This is a genomic window from Polaribacter sp. 2405UD43-2 (genome assembly GCF_058147125.1).
Map to the genome: position 1 here is coordinate 145,002 of NZ_JBYVJX010000007.1, position 17,769 is coordinate 162,770.

Annotated in this window: 16 protein-coding genes; 9 read left to right on the forward strand and 7 right to left on the reverse strand. The window is 28.8% G+C overall.

What is annotated here, in order from left to right:
* Positions 1-36: 36 nt before the first annotated feature.
* The 5 genes from ACY2RX_RS10975 to ACY2RX_RS10995 all read right to left on the reverse strand — a co-directional run bounded on the left by ACY2RX_RS10975 (position 37) and on the right by ACY2RX_RS10995 (position 5,543).
* The gene (locus ACY2RX_RS10975; protein WP_490104024.1) at positions 37-1,314 is read right to left on the reverse strand and encodes a BamA/TamA family outer membrane protein; all 1,278 of its coding nucleotides are present in this window, start codon (positions 1,312-1,314) and stop codon (positions 37-39) included.
* Complete coding sequence (locus tag ACY2RX_RS10980; RefSeq protein WP_490104025.1) at positions 1,311-2,714, reverse strand: hypothetical protein; 1,404 nt, start codon at positions 2,712-2,714, stop codon at positions 1,311-1,313. The genes ACY2RX_RS10975 and ACY2RX_RS10980 overlap by 4 nt, the downstream gene beginning before the upstream one ends.
* Before the next feature lie 7 nt (positions 2,715-2,721).
* Complete coding sequence (locus tag ACY2RX_RS10985; RefSeq protein WP_490104026.1) at positions 2,722-3,555, reverse strand: universal stress protein; 834 nt, start codon at positions 3,553-3,555, stop codon at positions 2,722-2,724.
* 72 nt (positions 3,556-3,627) lie between these two features.
* Complete coding sequence (locus ACY2RX_RS10990; RefSeq protein WP_490104027.1) at positions 3,628-4,641, reverse strand: glycoside hydrolase family 113; 1,014 nt, start codon at positions 4,639-4,641, stop codon at positions 3,628-3,630.
* Between the two features lie 26 nt (positions 4,642-4,667).
* Positions 4,668-5,543 carry a transporter family protein gene (locus ACY2RX_RS10995; protein WP_490104028.1) on the reverse strand — a complete coding sequence of 292 codons (876 nt, stop codon included), beginning with the start codon at positions 5,541-5,543 and terminating at the stop codon, positions 4,668-4,670.
* Between the two features lie 172 nt (positions 5,544-5,715).
* On the opposite strand from ACY2RX_RS10995, the gene ACY2RX_RS11000 reads away from it, so the two are divergent.
* The 8 genes from ACY2RX_RS11000 (at position 5,716) to ACY2RX_RS11035 (ending at position 14,683) form a co-directional block, all read left to right on the forward strand.
* On the forward strand, positions 5,716-7,065 hold the full coding sequence (locus ACY2RX_RS11000; RefSeq protein WP_490104029.1) for an NAD(P)/FAD-dependent oxidoreductase: 1,350 nt from the start codon (positions 5,716-5,718) through the stop codon (positions 7,063-7,065).
* 6 nt (positions 7,066-7,071) lie between these two features.
* Positions 7,072-8,694, forward strand: coding sequence for a 4Fe-4S binding protein (locus tag ACY2RX_RS11005; RefSeq protein WP_490104030.1), 1,623 nt, complete (start codon positions 7,072-7,074; stop codon positions 8,692-8,694).
* Positions 8,694-9,173 carry a toxin-antitoxin system YwqK family antitoxin gene (locus tag ACY2RX_RS11010; protein ID WP_490104031.1) on the forward strand — a complete coding sequence of 160 codons (480 nt, stop codon included), beginning with the start codon at positions 8,694-8,696 and terminating at the stop codon, positions 9,171-9,173. The genes ACY2RX_RS11005 and ACY2RX_RS11010 overlap by 1 nt, the downstream gene beginning before the upstream one ends.
* Entirely contained in the window at positions 9,173-9,865 is a 693-nt protein-coding gene (locus ACY2RX_RS11015) for a glycosyltransferase family 2 protein (RefSeq protein ID WP_490104032.1), read from the forward strand. Before ACY2RX_RS11010 ends, ACY2RX_RS11015 begins: the two co-directional genes overlap by 1 nt.
* Before the next feature lie 56 nt (positions 9,866-9,921).
* Positions 9,922-11,355: a cellulose synthase family protein gene (locus ACY2RX_RS11020; protein ID WP_490104073.1), complete on the forward strand. Its 1,434-nt coding sequence runs from the start codon at positions 9,922-9,924 to the stop codon at positions 11,353-11,355.
* Positions 11,355-12,767 (forward strand): MptA/MptB family glycosyltransferase, encoded by a 1,413-nt coding sequence (locus ACY2RX_RS11025; RefSeq protein WP_490104033.1) that lies wholly within the window; start codon positions 11,355-11,357, stop codon positions 12,765-12,767. The genes ACY2RX_RS11020 and ACY2RX_RS11025 overlap by 1 nt, the downstream gene beginning before the upstream one ends.
* Positions 12,768-12,832: 65 nt before the next feature.
* Positions 12,833-13,861 carry a LacI family DNA-binding transcriptional regulator gene (locus ACY2RX_RS11030; RefSeq protein ID WP_490104034.1) on the forward strand — a complete coding sequence of 343 codons (1,029 nt, stop codon included), beginning with the start codon at positions 12,833-12,835 and terminating at the stop codon, positions 13,859-13,861.
* Between the two features lie 12 nt (positions 13,862-13,873).
* Entirely contained in the window at positions 13,874-14,683 is an 810-nt protein-coding gene (locus tag ACY2RX_RS11035) for an HAD family hydrolase (protein ID WP_490104035.1), read from the forward strand.
* On the opposite strand, the gene ACY2RX_RS11040 is transcribed toward ACY2RX_RS11035, so the two are convergent.
* Both ACY2RX_RS11040 and ACY2RX_RS11045 read right to left on the reverse strand, forming a co-directional pair.
* Positions 14,680-15,102, reverse strand: coding sequence for a secondary thiamine-phosphate synthase enzyme YjbQ (locus ACY2RX_RS11040; RefSeq protein ID WP_490104036.1), 423 nt, complete (start codon positions 15,100-15,102; stop codon positions 14,680-14,682). The genes ACY2RX_RS11035 and ACY2RX_RS11040 overlap by 4 nt on opposite strands.
* A gap of 2 nt (positions 15,103-15,104) precedes the next feature.
* Positions 15,105-15,896: a DUF2797 domain-containing protein gene (locus ACY2RX_RS11045; protein WP_490104037.1), complete on the reverse strand. Its 792-nt coding sequence runs from the start codon at positions 15,894-15,896 to the stop codon at positions 15,105-15,107.
* A 134-nt stretch (positions 15,897-16,030) separates the two neighbouring features.
* On the opposite strand from ACY2RX_RS11045, the gene ACY2RX_RS11050 reads away from it, so the two are divergent.
* Complete coding sequence (locus ACY2RX_RS11050; RefSeq protein WP_490104038.1) at positions 16,031-17,539, forward strand: GH3 auxin-responsive promoter family protein; 1,509 nt, start codon at positions 16,031-16,033, stop codon at positions 17,537-17,539.
* Positions 17,540-17,769: the final 230 nt, after the last annotated feature.

Here is a 17,769-nt window from a genome sequence, read left to right on the forward strand (position 1 = left end):
TTAATCGATTCTCTAGAAAAGTAAGTTAGTTTTCGATTAAAAATACTGCCCTATACCAAAAACTAAACCTCCTTTAGAGGTTCCTGGATTGTTAGAAAGTCTTATTCCGTAATCGATTCTAAAAGTTGCATTGTATATTTTTTTACTAAGAAAACGCAACCCAAAACCAGAGTATAAACGTACGTTTTTGCTTTCGAAAAAATCATTGAGTTCGCCTCCAGGATTTCTCCAAGAACCTAAATCAGCAAAAATATTGGTTTGAATCGTTATCCATTTTTTTTCGAAAACAGTGTGCCTGTATTCAGAATTTAAAACAAAACTTCCTGTTCCTCTATCAACCAAAATACCAACTCCACGTAAATTTACATTGTTATCTAAGGCAAAAGGCGCAAAAGGTGATTTCTCGTTAGAAGACAAACCAAAACGTAAACGATTTGCCCAATTTCCTTTTTTGCCTATTCTTTTATAATAGAAAAAATCGTTCCAAGCTATAAAAAAATTGTTTTGATGTACAGAATTCGATGTTACATATTGCGTATATAATACACTCTTAAATCCGTTTACATATTGGTAATAATAATTTAAATTATCAAAAGTATAAACCATTTTATACAACACTTTATCTAAATCTAAATTCTTTGGAATTTCTGCTCCTGTTGCTCCAGATAAATATTGATATTTTTCTTTAAAAAAGTTAATACCAAAATTAAGTTGATTTTTTACATTAATTTGATACAAACCTAAAGCTTCGTAAGAAACATTATTGTATAAATAATTGGCTTTTTTATCGTCAAAATAAAGAGGTTCTTCGCTTTTCCAGTTTTGATGATTTAAAGCCAATCCCCATTTTCTTGAAAACAGATTGGGTGCTTTAAAGTTTATGGCATAAGAATCGAATCCGTTGTTTTGGTAAAATCCACCAAAGGTGATATTTCTTCCTAAAAAATTATAATCGTACAAACCTAATTTATAAGAGAATTGAGAATTTGTGGTAGTCCACAAATTAACTTGTGGTAAAAGTGTAAAGTTTTCTTCTATGTTTATAAAAACGTTGTATGCGTTGTTATGAGAATAAAATACTTGATAATATGCGTGACTAACAGAAGGTAATCTTTTTAAAAGAATCATATCTTTTTCTAAAGTTATGGAGTCTAATTTACTTCCTTTTTTTGTGAGTAATAAACCTTTAATAAATGATGGTTTTGTTTTTTTTACGCCTTTAATTTTAACATCGGTAATTGTTTTTTCTTGAGAATGCGCTATAAAAACACAAAAAAAGAAAAGAAAAAAAAGAATATTTTTAAGTTTCATCATTCTACTTCAAAAGTTTTTTCTAATATTAAATTTATCCAATTATCATCACTCAAACCTAATACACTAACTGTATATTTATCGTCTAAAATTAGTGCTGGCGGTGTTGTTGTATTCACATTTGATTCTGTATTAGAAGTATCGTAATATTTAAACGTTTTCTCTTTTGTAAAAACGCCAGAAACAAATGCTTTCTCTTTGTCAGTTAAGGCTAAAAAATAACGTTTATTATTAACGATACCAAAATCTGACCAAGAAAATTTAGGTTTTAAAGTTTCTGTTTGTTTTATGGTTATTTCAGATTTATATTGGGTGGGTTGGGTTTTATTTTTTAATCTTACAGGATTAGAAGTATACACTTTACCATCTAATTCATAGGTTACAATACTCCAACTTTCTTCTTTATCAGTTCTAGAAAAACGTCTAAATTTTGCTCCAAAAGCAGTTTGGTCTGTTAAAATTTTTCTTCTGTAATTAGTAAGTTTTGTTTTATCTACAGTTGCGTCTTTGGTTTCATAATATCTAAATTCTCTTGCATTGGTTAGCGGATAATAATACACATAGGTTAATTCTTGATTTCCGTTTGCACTTGCTGCAAAAGAGGTTATTTTTTGAGTAGTATCAACAGTACTTTTATCTAAATATTCTTGCAAATTACCGGGTACAAAATTCTCTTGAATCACTAAATTTACCCAATTGTCTTTACTTACATCCATTAAAGTAAATTTATATTCTGCATCAAATTTTAAAGCTGGTGGCGTTTGTTTTTCGTTAATATTTAGCACTACATTAGAGGTTTTGTAATATTTAAAAAAGTTATCTTTTGTGTAAGTGCCAGATAAAAATTTATCGTCTTTTGTTTCAGAAATTACTTGAAAATAAATATCATTATCACCTACAGAATTGTGTTGCCAAGTAAATTTTGGTTCTAAAGTTTTTTGATATTCTATAGTGACTTTGTTGGTCCATATAGTAGATTTTGATGTATTTTTTAATCTTATAGGATTCGATTTGTGCAATTTTCCGTTTAAAACATAGGTTACCAAACACCAATTTTCTTCAGAACTTGTTCTAGAAAAACGTTGTAATTTACCTCCAAAAACATTTTCTATCGATAAATTTAATCTTCTGTATTTGGTAAAATCGTTTTTATCTACTTTTAAACTTTCTGCTTCATAATATCTTATATCAGTTGCTCCTACTTCTGGATAATAAAAAATATACGACAAAGCTGAATTGCCATTTGCACTTGCAGCGCAAGCAATTACTTCTCCTAAATCCTTATTTGTAAGGTTATCTATATATTCTTGTAAATTTCTAGGAACTGTAACATCGTTATCTTGAGAACAAGAAAAAACGACTAACATAAAGATTACAGAAGTTAAGAAAGTTTTAAAATTCATTTATTTTTTACATTTTAAAAGTCATAATTGGTAACGAAGAATGATTGGTAATATCTTCTGCAATACTGCCTCCAAAAATATGAGACAACCCTTTTCTTCCGTGTGTAATTATAGAAATTAAATCTGCGCCTACTGCATTAGAAAAATTAAGAATACCTTTTTCTACAGATCTGTCGCAAACATAGTGTACATTAATTAATCTATCTGTATTGCCTTCTACTTGCATTAAAAATTTAGTTGCCATTGTTTCCATTTCTGAAGTTGTTTTAAAATCTTCGTTTGGTAAATTTACATACAAAATGTGTTTTCTAGCATTTAAAAAATCAACAGTTTTAAGCATTTTTTTAAAAGCAGAAATACTTTCTTCAGAAAAATCTGTAGCAACTACAATATCAGAAAAATCTGTATTTAGCATTTCATTTTTTATCACTAAAACGGGTAGTTCTGCATATCTAACAACTTTTTCTGTGTTAGAACCTACAAAGAATTCTTTTAAACCACTTGCGCCGTGAGAACCCATAATAATTAAATCGGCATCTACTTCTTTTGCAATGGCATTTACTTCGCTAAAAACTTTATAATGTTTAATAATTGGCACAACTTTTACATCCTCTAAAAAGTCTTTTTTTAAAAAGTCTTTAAACTTTTTTTCTGTTAACTTTAAAAAAAATACTGCCTTTTCTTGTTGATATAATTCACTTTCTGTTAAAGTTACTTCTTGTATATCTAACATATGCAATGCGTAAATTGTAGCATCGTATTTTTTAGCTAAAAGCGCTGCCGTTTTTAATGCATAAATAGAATGATTTGAGAAATCTATTGGGACAATAATTTTTTTCATAATATTGGTTTTTAAGGATGCATCACAAATTTAGGGTCTTAAATTTATTTTTTTTAGGATATTTATCATATTTTATTTTTCGTGTTTACCACCGTATAATTTTCTAATTATTTGTTCTGCGGGTTTGTTTTGTGGGGTAAACATATTATTTTTTTCTCCTCCTACTTTAGAATGTTCGTAAAACCATTTCCATAAAAACCCACCTGCAAACCAATCTTCTTTCCAGAATTGATTGTGAATTGCTTGCAAACCATTAACCTGAGCTTGTAAATTTACTTTACCAGCATTTCTATTATAATTCCAAGGTTCTTTTGCTGCAAAATCTACACTTCTATAACCAAATTCTGTAAAAATTATTTTCTTTTGATATTTTTTTTGAACTCTTAAAATTTCTTTTTTATGAGGTAACCATCCTTTTTCTAATTCTACAATAGTTGGATTTTTTTTATCACTTATAGGAAAATAGGCATCTACACCTATATAATCTAATTCCCTCCAAAAAGTTACACGTTTAAATTCATCCCAATTTGCAGCATAGGTTAGTTTTCCGTTATAAACTTTTCTAATATCAATAATTAGCTTTTGCCAATATTTAGGTCTTTTTAATACAAATTTTTCTAGCTCAGTACCAATACATAAAATATCTGCTTTTAATTCTTGAGCAGCTTTGGCATAGGTTAAAATAAATTCAGCATAAGAATTCTCTAAAATTGTCCATTTTTCTTCAGAGTTCATTTCTATTTTACCTGTGTATTTTCCATCCCAAATCCAAATTTGGGGTTTTACCATAATTTTTACTTTCTTTTTTTGAAAAATTTTAGCGTATTGTAGTATTCCTGCTTTGGTTTCTCCAAACCATTGTCTTTTAGTATTGTGTATTATTTTTGGTGATGATAAATCTCTTATAAAACCAAAAGGCATCAGAGCAACATAATTGCTTTGTGCCTTTAAAACAGTAGAAATATGATTTTGATTGATTGCTTCTCTAGAGGCAACAAAACTAATTCCGTTTATTTTTTTTTCTTGACTATTACACGATATTTGAATAAATATAGCTAATAAAAAAAGGAGTTTATCTGTTTTCATAAATCTCCTAAAAATAGTACTTTTTACTAAAACAAGGCTCTTAAACCAATACTATATGTATTTCCTAAACCTTGAAAATTAAAGCCTCTTACAATATTACTATATAAAACCTCTAGGTTTAATACATCTGTAAGTTGATATTTTCCTCCAAAACCAACAGCTGTGTTGTCTTGCTCAAAATCACCAAAACGTTGAGAGTGCTGTAAAAACCCTAAAACTGTAGATTTATCACTTGGAAAATAACTCATAAATATTCCAGGAGCTACTAAGAATGTATTGTTAGCAAAACTCTTATCATCACCAAAACCATATTCAGTGTTTAACTCTGTAAATAATTGCCATTTTCCGCTAGAAAAAGTATAATCATAAAAGAATCTATTTTGAAAAGACCAAGCTGTTTGATCTAAAAATCCGTTAGGATTGTTTTTCTCATCACCTTTTTCTAATAAAGGTATGTGTATAGAAGTTTGAAAAGAAAAGTTTCCAATGTTTTCAAAAGGTTGAATTTTTATAGAAGGAGCAATAGAAGATATACCTGTTCTATCTCCAGAACTAAAGACAGAAAACGCACTTTTACCTCCAAAAGTATTAGAACGATATTCTATAACACCACCAATATTAACACGATTACTTTCAGAAATTCCAGTAAATACCTCTAGAGTGGACGTAAAATAATTTTCTCTAGCAATATTTTTAGAGTTACTATTGTTCTCTCCTGTTTGTTTTGTTTGTGTATACAAACCATTAAAAAACTTAATATCCCACTGACCTTTATTTAATAATTTAGAGGGTGTGTACGTTTGTATATTGCTTTTATTAGTATCATTATCATCTTGTGCATAAGATTGTAAGCTAAGAATTAAGATAAACGTAAAAGCGATTTTAAAAATATTTTGTTTCATTTTATTTAAATTATTTTTTTGAATTATCATTTGAATTACATCCTAAGTCTATATATTTTAAAACTTCTTACAAAGTTATTTTTTAGCTTCTTTATTTAAAATCGTTCTAAACTACATTTTCATTTTAAGTTCTTAACTTTCGCTTCGACATAATTTGCACAAACAATTATTTATGAAACACATTGTAATTATTGGTAATGGAATTTCTGGAGTTACCGCTGCTAGACATATTAGAAAAAATTCTGATACTAAAATAACCATAGTCTCTGCAGAAACAAAATACTTCTTTTCTAGAACAGCATTAATGTATGTTTATATGGGACATATGAAGTTTGAGCATACACAACCCTATGAAAATTGGTTTTGGAAAAAAAATAAAATTGATTTAAAAGAAGGATTTGTTGGTAAAATAAATACCGATAACAAAATATTAGAATTTACCAATGGTGAACATCTTACTTACGATAAACTAATTATTGCAACAGGCTCTAAACCTAACAAATTTGGTTGGCCAGGACAAGATTTAGAGGGTGTTATGGGCATGTACCACAAACAAGATTTAGAAAAATTAGAAAAATATGCTCCTAATAAAGAAAAATGTAAAAGAGCAGTAATTGTAGGTGGCGGATTAATAGGAATAGAATTGGCAGAAATGTTAAGAAGCAGAGACATTCCTGTAACATTTTTGGTTCGCGAATCGAGTTTTTGGAACGGTGTTTTACCAGCCCAAGAATCCGAAATGATTAACCAACATATTAAAGAACATCATATAGACTTGCGTTTAAGCACAAACTTAAAAGAAATAAAATCTGATGAATTTGGACAAGTAAAATCTGTAATTATAGAAGAAACTGGCGAAGAAATTTTCTGTGATGTTGTTGGCTTAACTGCTGGTGTTTCACCAAATATCAACTTTATAAAAGATAGTAAAATAGATACAAAACGTGGTGTTTTGGTCAACCGTTTTTTAGAAACCAATATTAAAGATATTTATGCCATAGGCGATTGTGCAGAACAACACAATGCTATTAATCAGCGTAGAAATATAGAAGCAGTTTGGTATACAGGACGTATGATGGGAGAAACTGTTGCGCAAACTATTTGCGGCAAAAAAACAGCATATAAACCTGGCAACTGGTTTAATTCTGCAAAGTTTTTAGACATAGAATATCAAACCTATGGTTGGGTGTTTAGTGAGCGAGATAAAAAAGAAAATGAAGCATATTTTCAATGGAAACATCCAAAGGAAAATATATGTTTAACCATTTCTTTTGATAAAAATACACGTCAATTTTTAGGAATAAACACTTTCGGAATTAGAATGCGTCACAAAATTTTTGATCAGTGGCTAAACCAAAAACAATCTGTAGAATACATTTTAGAATATTTAGCAGATGCTAATTTTGATCCAGAATTTTACAAATTGCACGAAACTGAAATTGTGGCAAAATTCAATAAAGAAAACAACACAAACATTCAGTTAAAAAATAAAAGTTGGAAACGAATTTTTAGTAAAGCTTAAAAGATTATGAAAACAATAAAATACTCAGGTTTAGTAAACTTTTTAGTAGGATTAGCCTTTTTTACAGGAACAATTTTTACAGGTTCTTTTAGTTTAACCCAATCAGAATTAGATACTTTTATACAAGAAAAAGGTTATAAAAGTGAGGTTATTAAAGTACAACTAAAAAAAGCTGTTGTAACTGATAAAGCTTTAAACATTTTCCAATTTTCTAGCAATGTTAGAAAAGCCTTTAAAACTTCAAATAATTTTTATGACAATTTAATTGCAAAATATGATGCAGAAAAAAATTGGGATAAAAAAGGTGAACAATATCAATATAAAATCTACGGAAAACCACACACTTTAAGTTATGAGTTGGCTAAAAAAGCGGGTAAAGGTTTTACTAAAGAAAATCCAGGATTAGCTTGGTTTTTAACTTTTGGATTGGGCATTATTGGCGCATTAATGTTCATTCTTCCAAACCTTATTTTGTTAGGAAAACCAGGTATAAAAAACGACGGAATTTATTTAGAATCTGCAACCAATAGAGGTTGGATTGCTTGGTTGGTCTTAATCTATTTGGTAACTTTTTATTTGCTCTTATATTTTATGCCAGATTATGTTGTAAACTGGACCTACATTTTAGACCCAATTAGCAACTTTTTAAACGGAGGTAACGCAAGCCAATGGTTTGTTTACGGATTCTTGTATTGTACAATTATGTTGGTAATGGGCGCAAGAATGTACATTAAATACAGACATAATAAATATCAAATTGTAAGAACAACTTCGGTATTATTTTTTCAAATTGTTTTTGCATTTTTAATTCCAGAAATTATGACCAGCTTAAATATGCCAGGTTACGATTTTAAAAATGCCTTTCCTTTAGATTATGATTTCTTTTTTGAATGGAATTTAGACGCGCTTAAAAGCAGTGGCGCAATAGGAATATTTATTTTAGTTTGGGGCATCATTTTAACCCTAGTAATCGTTCCTGTTATGGTGTATTTCTTCGGAAAAAGATGGTACTGTTCTTGGGTTTGTGGTTGTGGTGGTTTAGCAGAAACTTTAGGAGATCCTTACAGACAACTTTCTAATAAAAGTTTAAATGCCTGGAAATTAGAAAGATGGTTAATTCATTCTGTTTTAGTTTTTTCTTTGCTGATGACACTCGTAACTTTATATTGTTATTTTTCTGGAGCAGATTCCTTTATTGGCATTAAATCTCAATGGATTAAAGACACCTACAGTTTCTTAATTGGCGCTTGGTTTGCAGGAGTTATTGGTACTGGTTTTTATCCAATTTTTGGTAATCGTGTTTGGTGTAGATTTGGTTGTCCTTTAGCGGCATATTTAGGTTTGGTGCAGCGTTTTAAATCGCGATTTAGAATTACTACAAATGGCGGACAATGTATTTCTTGCGGAAACTGTTCAACCTATTGTGAACAAGGAATTGATGTACGTTCTTACGCTCAAAAAGGAGAAAATATTGTACGTGCAAGTTGTGTTGGTTGTGGAATCTGTTCTGCTGTTTGTCCAAGAGGCGTTTTAAAATTAGAAAACGGACCAGAAGAAGGAAGAATAAATCCTACAGAAATTTTATTAGGAAATGATGTTGATTTAATGAATCTGCTAAACAAAAAATAATGATTAAAAAATGTTTTTCATATATTTTATTGTTAATGAGTTTAACTGTTTTTTCTCAAAAAAAATATCACAAAGAATATTATAAAGACGGTAATATAAAAGAAGAAGGTTGGCTTTTAAATGATGCTAAAATTAATTATTGGAAGTTTTATTATAAAAATGGAAATACTAAAAAAGAAGGGCATTATAAAAACAATTTAGAAACTAAATATTGGTACTTTTACGGCAAAGATTCTTCAATAAAAAAAGAAGGACATTATAAAAACGGTAGCAAAAATAATTGGTGGTTATTTTATGATAATAAAGGGTTTGTAAAACATAAATGTCAACTAAAAAACAATAAAAAAAACGGATATTGTTTAATCTATTCCAAAAGAAAATTGGTGAAAGCTTCTAAATACAAAAACGGTAAAAAAATAAAAGAATGGACAGATTTTTCATCCTTTAAAAATGAAAACAATCTAAATGATTTAAGATAATGCAACCAATTATAAAAGTTATTATACCTGCTTATAATGAGCAAGATTCTATTGGCAATGTAATTAACGATATTCCTAAAATTGTTGATGAAATTATTGTTGTTAGCAACAATTCTACCGATAATACAGAAATAAACGCAAAAAATGCTGGCGCAACTGTTTTATCAGAAAACAAAAAAGGGTATGGTTATGCTTGTTTAAAAGGAATGGAACACATTTCTCATCAAAAAAACAAACCCAATATTATTGTTTTTTTAGATGGAGATTATTCTGATTATCCAGAACAACTAACAGAATTAGTTGCTCCTATCATTAATAAAAATATCGATTTTGTAATTGGTGCTAGAGTAAAAGAATTGCGCCAAAATGGCTCTATGACACCTCAGCAAATTTTCGGAAATTGGTTAGCCACTTTTTTAATGAAACTCTTTTTTGGAGCAAAATTTACAGATTTAGGACCTTTTAGAGCCATAAAATACGATAAACTTTTAGCTCTAGAAATGGAAGATAAAACCTATGGTTGGACAGTTGAAATGCAATTAAAAGCCTTAAAACAAAAACTAACTTATACAGAAATTCCAGTAAAATATAGAAATAGAATTGGCTTTTCTAAAGTTTCTGGCACCGTAAAAGGAAGTATATTTGCAGGCATAAAAATATTAAGTTGGATTTTTAAATACAGTTTTAAATAGTGGCTTTAGTTTACATCATCATCATCATTTATTCAATAGCATTAGCGCTTATTTTTATGTATGCATTAGCGCAGTTAAACCTGTTGTTTAATTACATAAAAGCAATTAAACAGAAAGACAAATCAGCAAAATTTGATTTCTCAAACCCTAATGAAACTCCTTATGTAACCATACAATTACCAGTTTATAATGAGTTGTATGTTATGGATCGTTTGCTTAAAAACATTGCAAAACTAGAATATCCAAAAGAAAAATTAGAAATTCAAGTTTTAGACGATTCTACTGATGAATCTGTAGAAACTACAGCAAAACTCATCAAAAAAATTAAAGCATCAGAAATTGACATTCAACATATTAGAAGAACCAACAGAAAAGGTTTTAAAGCTGGCGCATTAAAAGAAGGTTTAAAAATTGCGAAAGGTGAATTCATTGCCATTTTTGATGCCGATTTTTTACCGCAAACAGACTGGTTGTTAAAAACGGTTCCTTATTTTAAGAACCCAGAAATTGGTGTGGTGCAAACACGTTGGGGGCATATCAACAGAAATTATTCTACACTTACAAAAATTCAAGCTTTTGCTTTAGATGCTCATTTTACTTTAGAACAAGTGGGTAGAAATAGCAAAGGACATTTTATCAATTTTAACGGTACAGCTGGTGTTTGGCGTAAAGAATGTATTTATGATGCTGGTAATTGGGAAGGAGATACACTTACAGAAGATTTAGATTTAAGCTACAGAGCGCAATTAAAAAACTGGAAATTTAAATATTTAGTAGATGTTGAAACTCCTGCAGAATTGCCTGTGGTTATTAGTGCTGCAAGATCGCAACAATTTAGATGGAACAAAGGTGGAGCAGAGAATTTTCAGAAAATGATGAAACGCATTATAAAAAGTAAAAACGTTTCTTTTAAAACAAAAATTCATAGTTTATTACACTTACTAAACAGCTCTATGTTTACGTGTATTTTTTTGGTGGCAGTTTTAAGCATCCCTATGTTATACATAAAAAATGAATATGCTCATTTAAAAAATTATTTTTATGTGATGAGCTTTTTTGTAATTAGTTCTATCATATTTTTTATCTGTTATTGGTATATGTTTAAGAATATTTATGGTGGTGGATTTCTAAAATTTATAAAGTATATAGGATCCTTTTTTACATTCTTTTCTATTGCAATGGGTTTTTCTTTGCACAATACAATTGCAGTTTTAGAAGGTCATTTTGGTAAAAAAAGTGAGTTTGTAAGAACTCCAAAATTCAACATTAAAAACTTAAAAGATGGTTGGAAAGACAATAAATACATTAAAAAGAAACCCTCTATTCACGTTGTTTTAGAAGGTTTATTGGCTGTCTATTTTGTTTTTGGAATGTACAGTGCTTTTATTGTTGGAGATCAAGGTGGAGATTTTGGTTTATTTCCTTTTCATCTTATGCTTTTTGTAGGTTTTAGTTATGTGTTTTTTAAATCTATTTTCTCTAAAGCCTAATGTCTTTTTCATCAAAATATAAAGATGTATTACTCATATTTTTAAGCACAATTCTCTATTTTATATTTGCTTATTTTTTAGAAAGAACTGCGTTTAATAAACTCCTGTTTTTATGGTTTTCTTTATTTGGATGTTTTTATTTTATCCTAAAAAGTAAAACCATAAACACCTCAACTTTAGTTGGGTTAGCAATACTTTTCCGATTAATTTTTCTGTTTGCAACACCAAATTTATCGCAAGATTTTTACAGATTTATTTGGGATGGAAGAATGATTTTTGAAGGATTAAATCCGTATTTATCTTTACCAGAAACTTTTATACAGCAAGGTAAACCACCTGTTTTTGAAGCCTATAATTTATATAAAGGAATGGGTGAAATGAATGGAAGTCATTACACAAATTACCCACCTATAAATCAGTTATGTTTTTTAATTGCAGCTTTATTTGCAAACAAAAGTATTTTTGGGGCTGTAATTGTGTTAAGAATCATTATTATTTTGGCTGATATTGGAATTCTATATTTTGGAAAGAAGTTATTGGAAAGATTAAATTTACCAATTAAAAATATTTTTTGGTACGCTTTAAATCCTTTTATTATTATAGAAATGACAGGCAATTTACACTTTGAACCTGTCATGTTATTTTTCTTGGTTTGTAGCTTGTATAAATTGCATCAACAAAAATGGATTTGGGCTGCAATTTTATTGGCTTCTGCTGTTTCTGTTAAGTTAATTCCATTATTGTTTTTGCCTTTGTTTTATCAATGGTTTGTAAAATTTAACAAACATAATATCAGTCTGTCATTCCTGCGAAGGCAGGAATCTAAACAAATTTCACTAAGGATTCCTGCCTTCGCAGGAATGACAAAACTAATCAGTTTTTACATAATTGTTTTAACAACAGTAATTCTCCTTTTTCTTCCATTTTATTCATCAGAATTAATTGCTAACTATTCTAACTCTGTTGGTTTATGGTTTAAAAATTTTGAGTTTAACGCCAGTTTTTATTATGTTTTTAGAGAAATTGGTTATCTATTTAGAGGCTATAACGAAATTGCAATTATTGGAAAAATCACCCCAATTTTAACCATTTTGTTTCTATTGATAATTACTTTTTTTAGAAAAAACAAAACACTAACTCAATTAATAACTGCATTATTATTTGCAATCTGTTTTTACTATTTTACAGCTACAACTGTACATCCTTGGTATTTAGCAACTCCATTAATTTTATCGATTTTTACTAAATATCGTTTTCCTGTAATTTGGACAATAGTTATCATTTTAAGTTATCAAGCTTACGCAAACAACCCTTGGCAAGAAAACTTATGGTTTGTTGCCACAGAATATCTGGTTGTTTTTAGTTATTTATTTTTCGAAGTTCGAAAAAAAACGAATATTATGAAATTGTAAAATAATCATTTTTACACGCTATATTCTTAGATTTTTGTATTTTAGAGGTTAATTTTTATCAGTATATGAAAAGACTTACTATTAAAGACATTGCTCAAGAATTTAAAGTTTCTATTTCCACGGTATCTAAAGCCCTGAATGATAGCTATGAAATTAGTGTAAGTACTAAAGAAAAGATTCAGAAATACGCAAAAGAACACAACTACAAGCCTAATTTTAATGCTTTAAGTTTAAAGAATAGACAGACAAAAACTATTGGAATCATTATTCCTAATATGTTAAATTACTTTTTTGCACAAGTTTTTAATGGGATAGAAAAAGTAGCAAATGATAGAGGTTATAAAATTATTTCTTGTATTTCTAATGAATCTTTTGATAAAGAAGTAGAAACCATAGAAATGCTTTCTAACGGAAGCATAGATGGGTTTATTTTATCTTTAGCAGAAGAAACTGTATCTAAAAACGAATTTAATCATTTTAAAGAAGTTTTAAATAACGGAACCCCTATTGTAATGTTTGATAGAGTTGCCGATAATTTAGAATGCGACAAAGTGGTAACAGATAATTTTGATAGCGCCAGAAGCACAGTTGGGTATTTAGTAAAATCGGGGCATCAAAATATTGCTTTTGTTTCTACAATTAGCAATTTAGAAATTGGAAGAAGAAGACAATTAGGCTATTTAAAAGGTTTAGATGATCATAATATTAAACCCGATAAAAACCTTCTAATTTCTATTGATGATAATTATAAAAATTACGAAAAAATATTAGAACCAATTCTAAAAAATAATACAATTGATAGTGTTATTGCTACTGATGAATCTTCTGCAATTGCAGCAATGAAAGTAGCTATAAAACAAGGACATAAAATACCAGAAAATTTCTCTGTAATTTCTTTTTCTAACGGAATTTTAGCAAGACACTCTAGCCCAAAAATGACAACCGTAAGTCAGCATGGAGAAATTATGGGGGCAACTGCCGCAGAAATGCTTATTAACAGACTAGAAGACAAATCTGAAATTAAGAAAAAACCTGAAACCATTGTTGTAAAAACAGATTTGGTAGAAAGAAATTCTACTAAAAAAATCTTATAAAGAACATATCTTTTGAACCTATCTAAAGTAAAATTAGTGGTTTCTGATATGGATGGAACACTACTAAATTCTAAAGGAGAAGTAAGTAATTTATTCTTTAAATTGTTCCAGAAATTACAACAACAAAACATTTTTTTTGTAGTAGCAAGTGGCAGGCAATACAACAGCATTATACATAAATTAAATGCTATTAAAAATGATATTTTTGTAATTGCAGAAAATGGAGGAATCACAAAAAAAGGAAATGAAACACTTTTACTAAACGCACTTTCCGCCGCAAAAATTAAAACAATTATTCCTGTTTTAAGAACTATAAATGATGCCCATATTGTTTTATGCGGAAAAAACGCTGCTTTTATAGAATCTAAAAATCAAGAATTTATTGCACTTTTTCAAGAATATTATCATAATTATACCATTGTTGATGATTTAACTAAAATTTCGAACAATGAAGATTTTTTAAAAATTGCAATTTATCATAATACATCTTCAGAAAAATTTATTTATCCAAAAGTAAAAGATTTTCAAAATGATTTACTAATTAAAATTTCTGGTAAAAATTGGTTAGATATTTCTGATAAAAAAGCCAACAAAGGTTTTGCTTTAAGAGAAGTTCAACAGATTTTAAATATTTCTAAAGAAGAAACTTTGGTCTTTGGTGATTATCATAATGATATAGAAATGCTACAAGAATCTCATTTTAGTTTTGCTATGAAAAACGCACATTCAGATATTAAAAATATTGCCAATTACGCTACAGAAAGTAATGATAATTTTGGTGTTGAAAAAGTTTTAGAAAAGTTGATTTTATCTAAAAGTTAAACTCCAAAAGCAGAAAGCACTAACTTTCTACTACCACCATAATTTCTGTGTTCGCAAAGATAAATACCTTGCCAAGTGCCAAGGTTTAGTTTGCCATTTGTAATAGGAATTTCTAGAGAATTTCCTAATAAAGAAGCTTTAATATGCGCAGGCATATCATCACTACCTTCATAAGTATGTTTGTAATAATTTGCATTTTCTGGAACCATTATATTAAAATGATTTTCAAAATCTAGAAGCACAGTTGGGTCTGCATTTTCATTTAAAGTCAAACTTGCAGATGTGTGTTTTATAAATACTTTTAAGAACCCTTTTTTAATACTATTAATTTCAGAAAACTGAGACAAAATTTCATTTGTTACCAAATGAAATCCTCTTTTGTAGTTCTTAAGACTTATTTCTTTTTGTTCGAAAATCATAATTAAACTTCTATAGAAACCACCAAACCTTCATTGGCTCTCACATTAAAAACAGTTTCATCATCAAAAATTAAATATTGTCCTTTTATACCCACTAATTTCCCTGAATAAATGAGTGTTTTTATCAAATTTAAACTCTTTGGTTTTTTGGGATATTTTTGTACAGGAAAATTTAAATTGGTTTCAGTATTGTTTTCTATAAAATATGCTAAAGCTTGTTTAGGTATGTATTGTTTTAGTTTATCTCTCCATTCTACCAAGTTTTCATCTTCAACATCATTCTTTAACATTTTGCGCCAATTGGTTTTGTCTGCAACGTGTTCTTTTAAAGCAACTTCTGTAATTCCTGCCAAATATCTGTTAGGAACTTCAACAATTTCTATAGCTTCGTGCGCACCCTGATCTATCCAACGTGTTGGCACTTGCTGTTTTCTAGTAACACCTACTTTTACGTTGCTAGAATTTGCTAAATACACAATATGAGGTTGTAATTGCACTTTTTTCTCGTATTCTAAATCTCTATCTTCTATGTCTAAATGTGCTTTGCTTAATTCAGGTCGCATAATCCAATCTCCAGCATTTGGCGTTTCAAAAAAGCATGATTTGCAAAATCCTTGTCTATAAATTTGTTTATCTAAATGACAATTTAAACATTCGTATTTTACAAAAGAAAGTGTAAGTTCTTTGTTTATCAACTGATTCATATTCATAAAATCAGTTTTCATATCTAAATAATACTGAATTTCATCAGCATTTTCAGTCATCATTTTTTTTAAAACTCCTTGATAAATCATATAAAATTTTACTATTTTTATCTAATTATTTTTCGTCATTACGAGTATAACGAAGTAATCTGTTAATTTAAAAATGAGATTGCTTCAAAATTATTTTTTTTTGCAATGACATTAAACAAACTTACGAATTTTCTATGGCGTTTCAGATTATCAATTCTATAATTTCTTGGTTTTTAAAGAAACGAAAACATCAAATGGAGTTGTTTTTAAAATATCCTAATGATGTTCAAAACGAATTACTTTTAAAACTTTTACAAACTGCCAAAAACACAGAATTTGGTAAAAACAAAGGGTTTTCTAAGATAAAAACTTATAAAGATTTTAAAAAAAAGGTTCCTATTCAAAAATACGAAACTTTTGAACCTCTAATTGAAAGATGCAGAAAAGGAGAACAAAACTTATTTTGGCCAACACATATAAAATGGTTTGCAAAATCTAGTGGAACCACCAATGCAAAGAGCAAATTTATACCCGTTTCTGATGAAGCTTTAGAATATTGCCATATGAAAGCGGGTAAAGATATGTTGTGTTTGTACATTAATAATAATGAGGAAACGCAACTTTTTACGGGTAAAGGTTTAAAACTTGGAGGTAGCTCTGAAGTCTATAAAGACAATAATTCTTATTTTGGAGATTTGTCTGCAATCATCACAGAAAACTTACCTTTTTGGGCAGATTTTAGTTCAGCTCCAAGTCAAGAAGTGGCTTTAATGAGCGAATGGGAAACTAAAATGGAAGCGATTATTGATGAAACTATTCATGAAGATATTACAAGCTTGGTAGGCGTACCTAGTTGGATGTTGGTTTTATTAAACAGAGTTTTAGAAAGAACAGGAAAAAACAATATTTTAGAAGTTTGGCCCAATTTAGAAGTCTATTTTCATGGTGGTGTAAACTTTAATCCTTATAGAGAACAGTATAAAAAAATTATCCCAAAAGCAGATTTTAAATATTATGAAACTTACAACGCATCAGAAGGTTTTTTTGCCATTCAAGACAGAAATAACTCTAAAGAATTGTTGTTGATGTTAGACTACGGAATTTTCTATGAATTTATACCAATGTCTAAATATAATGATGAAGATTCTGATGCAATTTCTATTTCTGATGTAGAAATGGGTATTGATTACGCGCTTGTGATTACCACAAATGGCGGATTATGGAGGTATTTAATTGGTGATACTATCAGATTTACATCTTTAGATCCTTATAGAATTAAAATTACTGGAAGAACCAAACATTATATTAATGTTTTTGGTGAAGAGCTAAACATAGAAAATGTTGAAGATGCATTAAAATTAACTTGCGAAAAAACAAACTCTTTAATTAAAGAATATACAGTGGGTCCTATTTTTATGGAAGGCAACAAAAAAGGCGGCCATGAATGGATTATTGAATTTACAAAAGCTCCTGAAAACATTTCTTATTTTACAGAAATTTTAGACAATGCTTTAAAATCTATCAACTCAGATTATGAGGCAAAACGTTATAAAAATATGACTTTGGCATTGCCAAAAATTCACATTGCAAAAGAAGGACTTTTTTATGATTGGCTAAAGAAAAATGATAAATTAGGAGGACAACACAAAGTGCCAAGATTATCGAACAAAAGAGATTTTATTGAAGAACTTTTAAACTTATAAAAGTTATTGAACGTGAGTTCGATATATTATTTATTGATAATCAATTAGTTAGTTGTTTTTTGGTGCGCAGATGTCATTCAGACGAAGAATGAGGAAGAATCTCATTAAGATTGAGATTTCTCATCACTCGTACCTCGTTCTTTCGAAATGACAAAACACTGATAATAAGAGATATAGCACCTCAATATAATTCTATGTTATATTGAACTCCTTTAGATTAGCTTTTAATA

Coding starts and splice junctions, on each gene's coding strand:
- ACY2RX_RS10980 (WP_490104025.1), bottom strand. CDS start 2,714: ATGAATTTTAAAACTTTCTTAACTTCTGTAATCTTTATGTTAGTCGTT.
- ACY2RX_RS11045 (WP_490104037.1), bottom strand. CDS start 15,896: ATGATTTATCAAGGAGTTTTAAAAAAAATGATGACTGAAAATGCTGAT.
- ACY2RX_RS10995 (WP_490104028.1), bottom strand. CDS start 5,543: ATGAAACAAAATATTTTTAAAATCGCTTTTACGTTTATCTTAATTCTT.
- ACY2RX_RS11005 (WP_490104030.1), top strand. CDS start 7,072: ATGAAAACAATAAAATACTCAGGTTTAGTAAACTTTTTAGTAGGATTA.
- ACY2RX_RS10990 (WP_490104027.1), bottom strand. CDS start 4,641: ATGAAAACAGATAAACTCCTTTTTTTATTAGCTATATTTATTCAAATA.
- ACY2RX_RS11040 (WP_490104036.1), bottom strand. CDS start 15,102: ATGATTTTCGAACAAAAAGAAATAAGTCTTAAGAACTACAAAAGAGGA.
- ACY2RX_RS11030 (WP_490104034.1), top strand. CDS start 12,833: ATGAAAAGACTTACTATTAAAGACATTGCTCAAGAATTTAAAGTTTCT.
- ACY2RX_RS11015 (WP_490104032.1), top strand. CDS start 9,173: ATGCAACCAATTATAAAAGTTATTATACCTGCTTATAATGAGCAAGAT.
- ACY2RX_RS11010 (WP_490104031.1), top strand. CDS start 8,694: ATGATTAAAAAATGTTTTTCATATATTTTATTGTTAATGAGTTTAACT.
- ACY2RX_RS11025 (WP_490104033.1), top strand. CDS start 11,355: ATGTCTTTTTCATCAAAATATAAAGATGTATTACTCATATTTTTAAGC.
- ACY2RX_RS11050 (WP_490104038.1), top strand. CDS start 16,031: ATGGCGTTTCAGATTATCAATTCTATAATTTCTTGGTTTTTAAAGAAA.
- ACY2RX_RS11000 (WP_490104029.1), top strand. CDS start 5,716: ATGAAACACATTGTAATTATTGGTAATGGAATTTCTGGAGTTACCGCT.
- ACY2RX_RS10985 (WP_490104026.1), bottom strand. CDS start 3,555: ATGAAAAAAATTATTGTCCCAATAGATTTCTCAAATCATTCTATTTAT.
- ACY2RX_RS10975 (WP_490104024.1), bottom strand. CDS start 1,314: ATGATGAAACTTAAAAATATTCTTTTTTTTCTTTTCTTTTTTTGTGTT.
- ACY2RX_RS11020 (WP_490104073.1), top strand. CDS start 9,922: ATGTATGCATTAGCGCAGTTAAACCTGTTGTTTAATTACATAAAAGCA.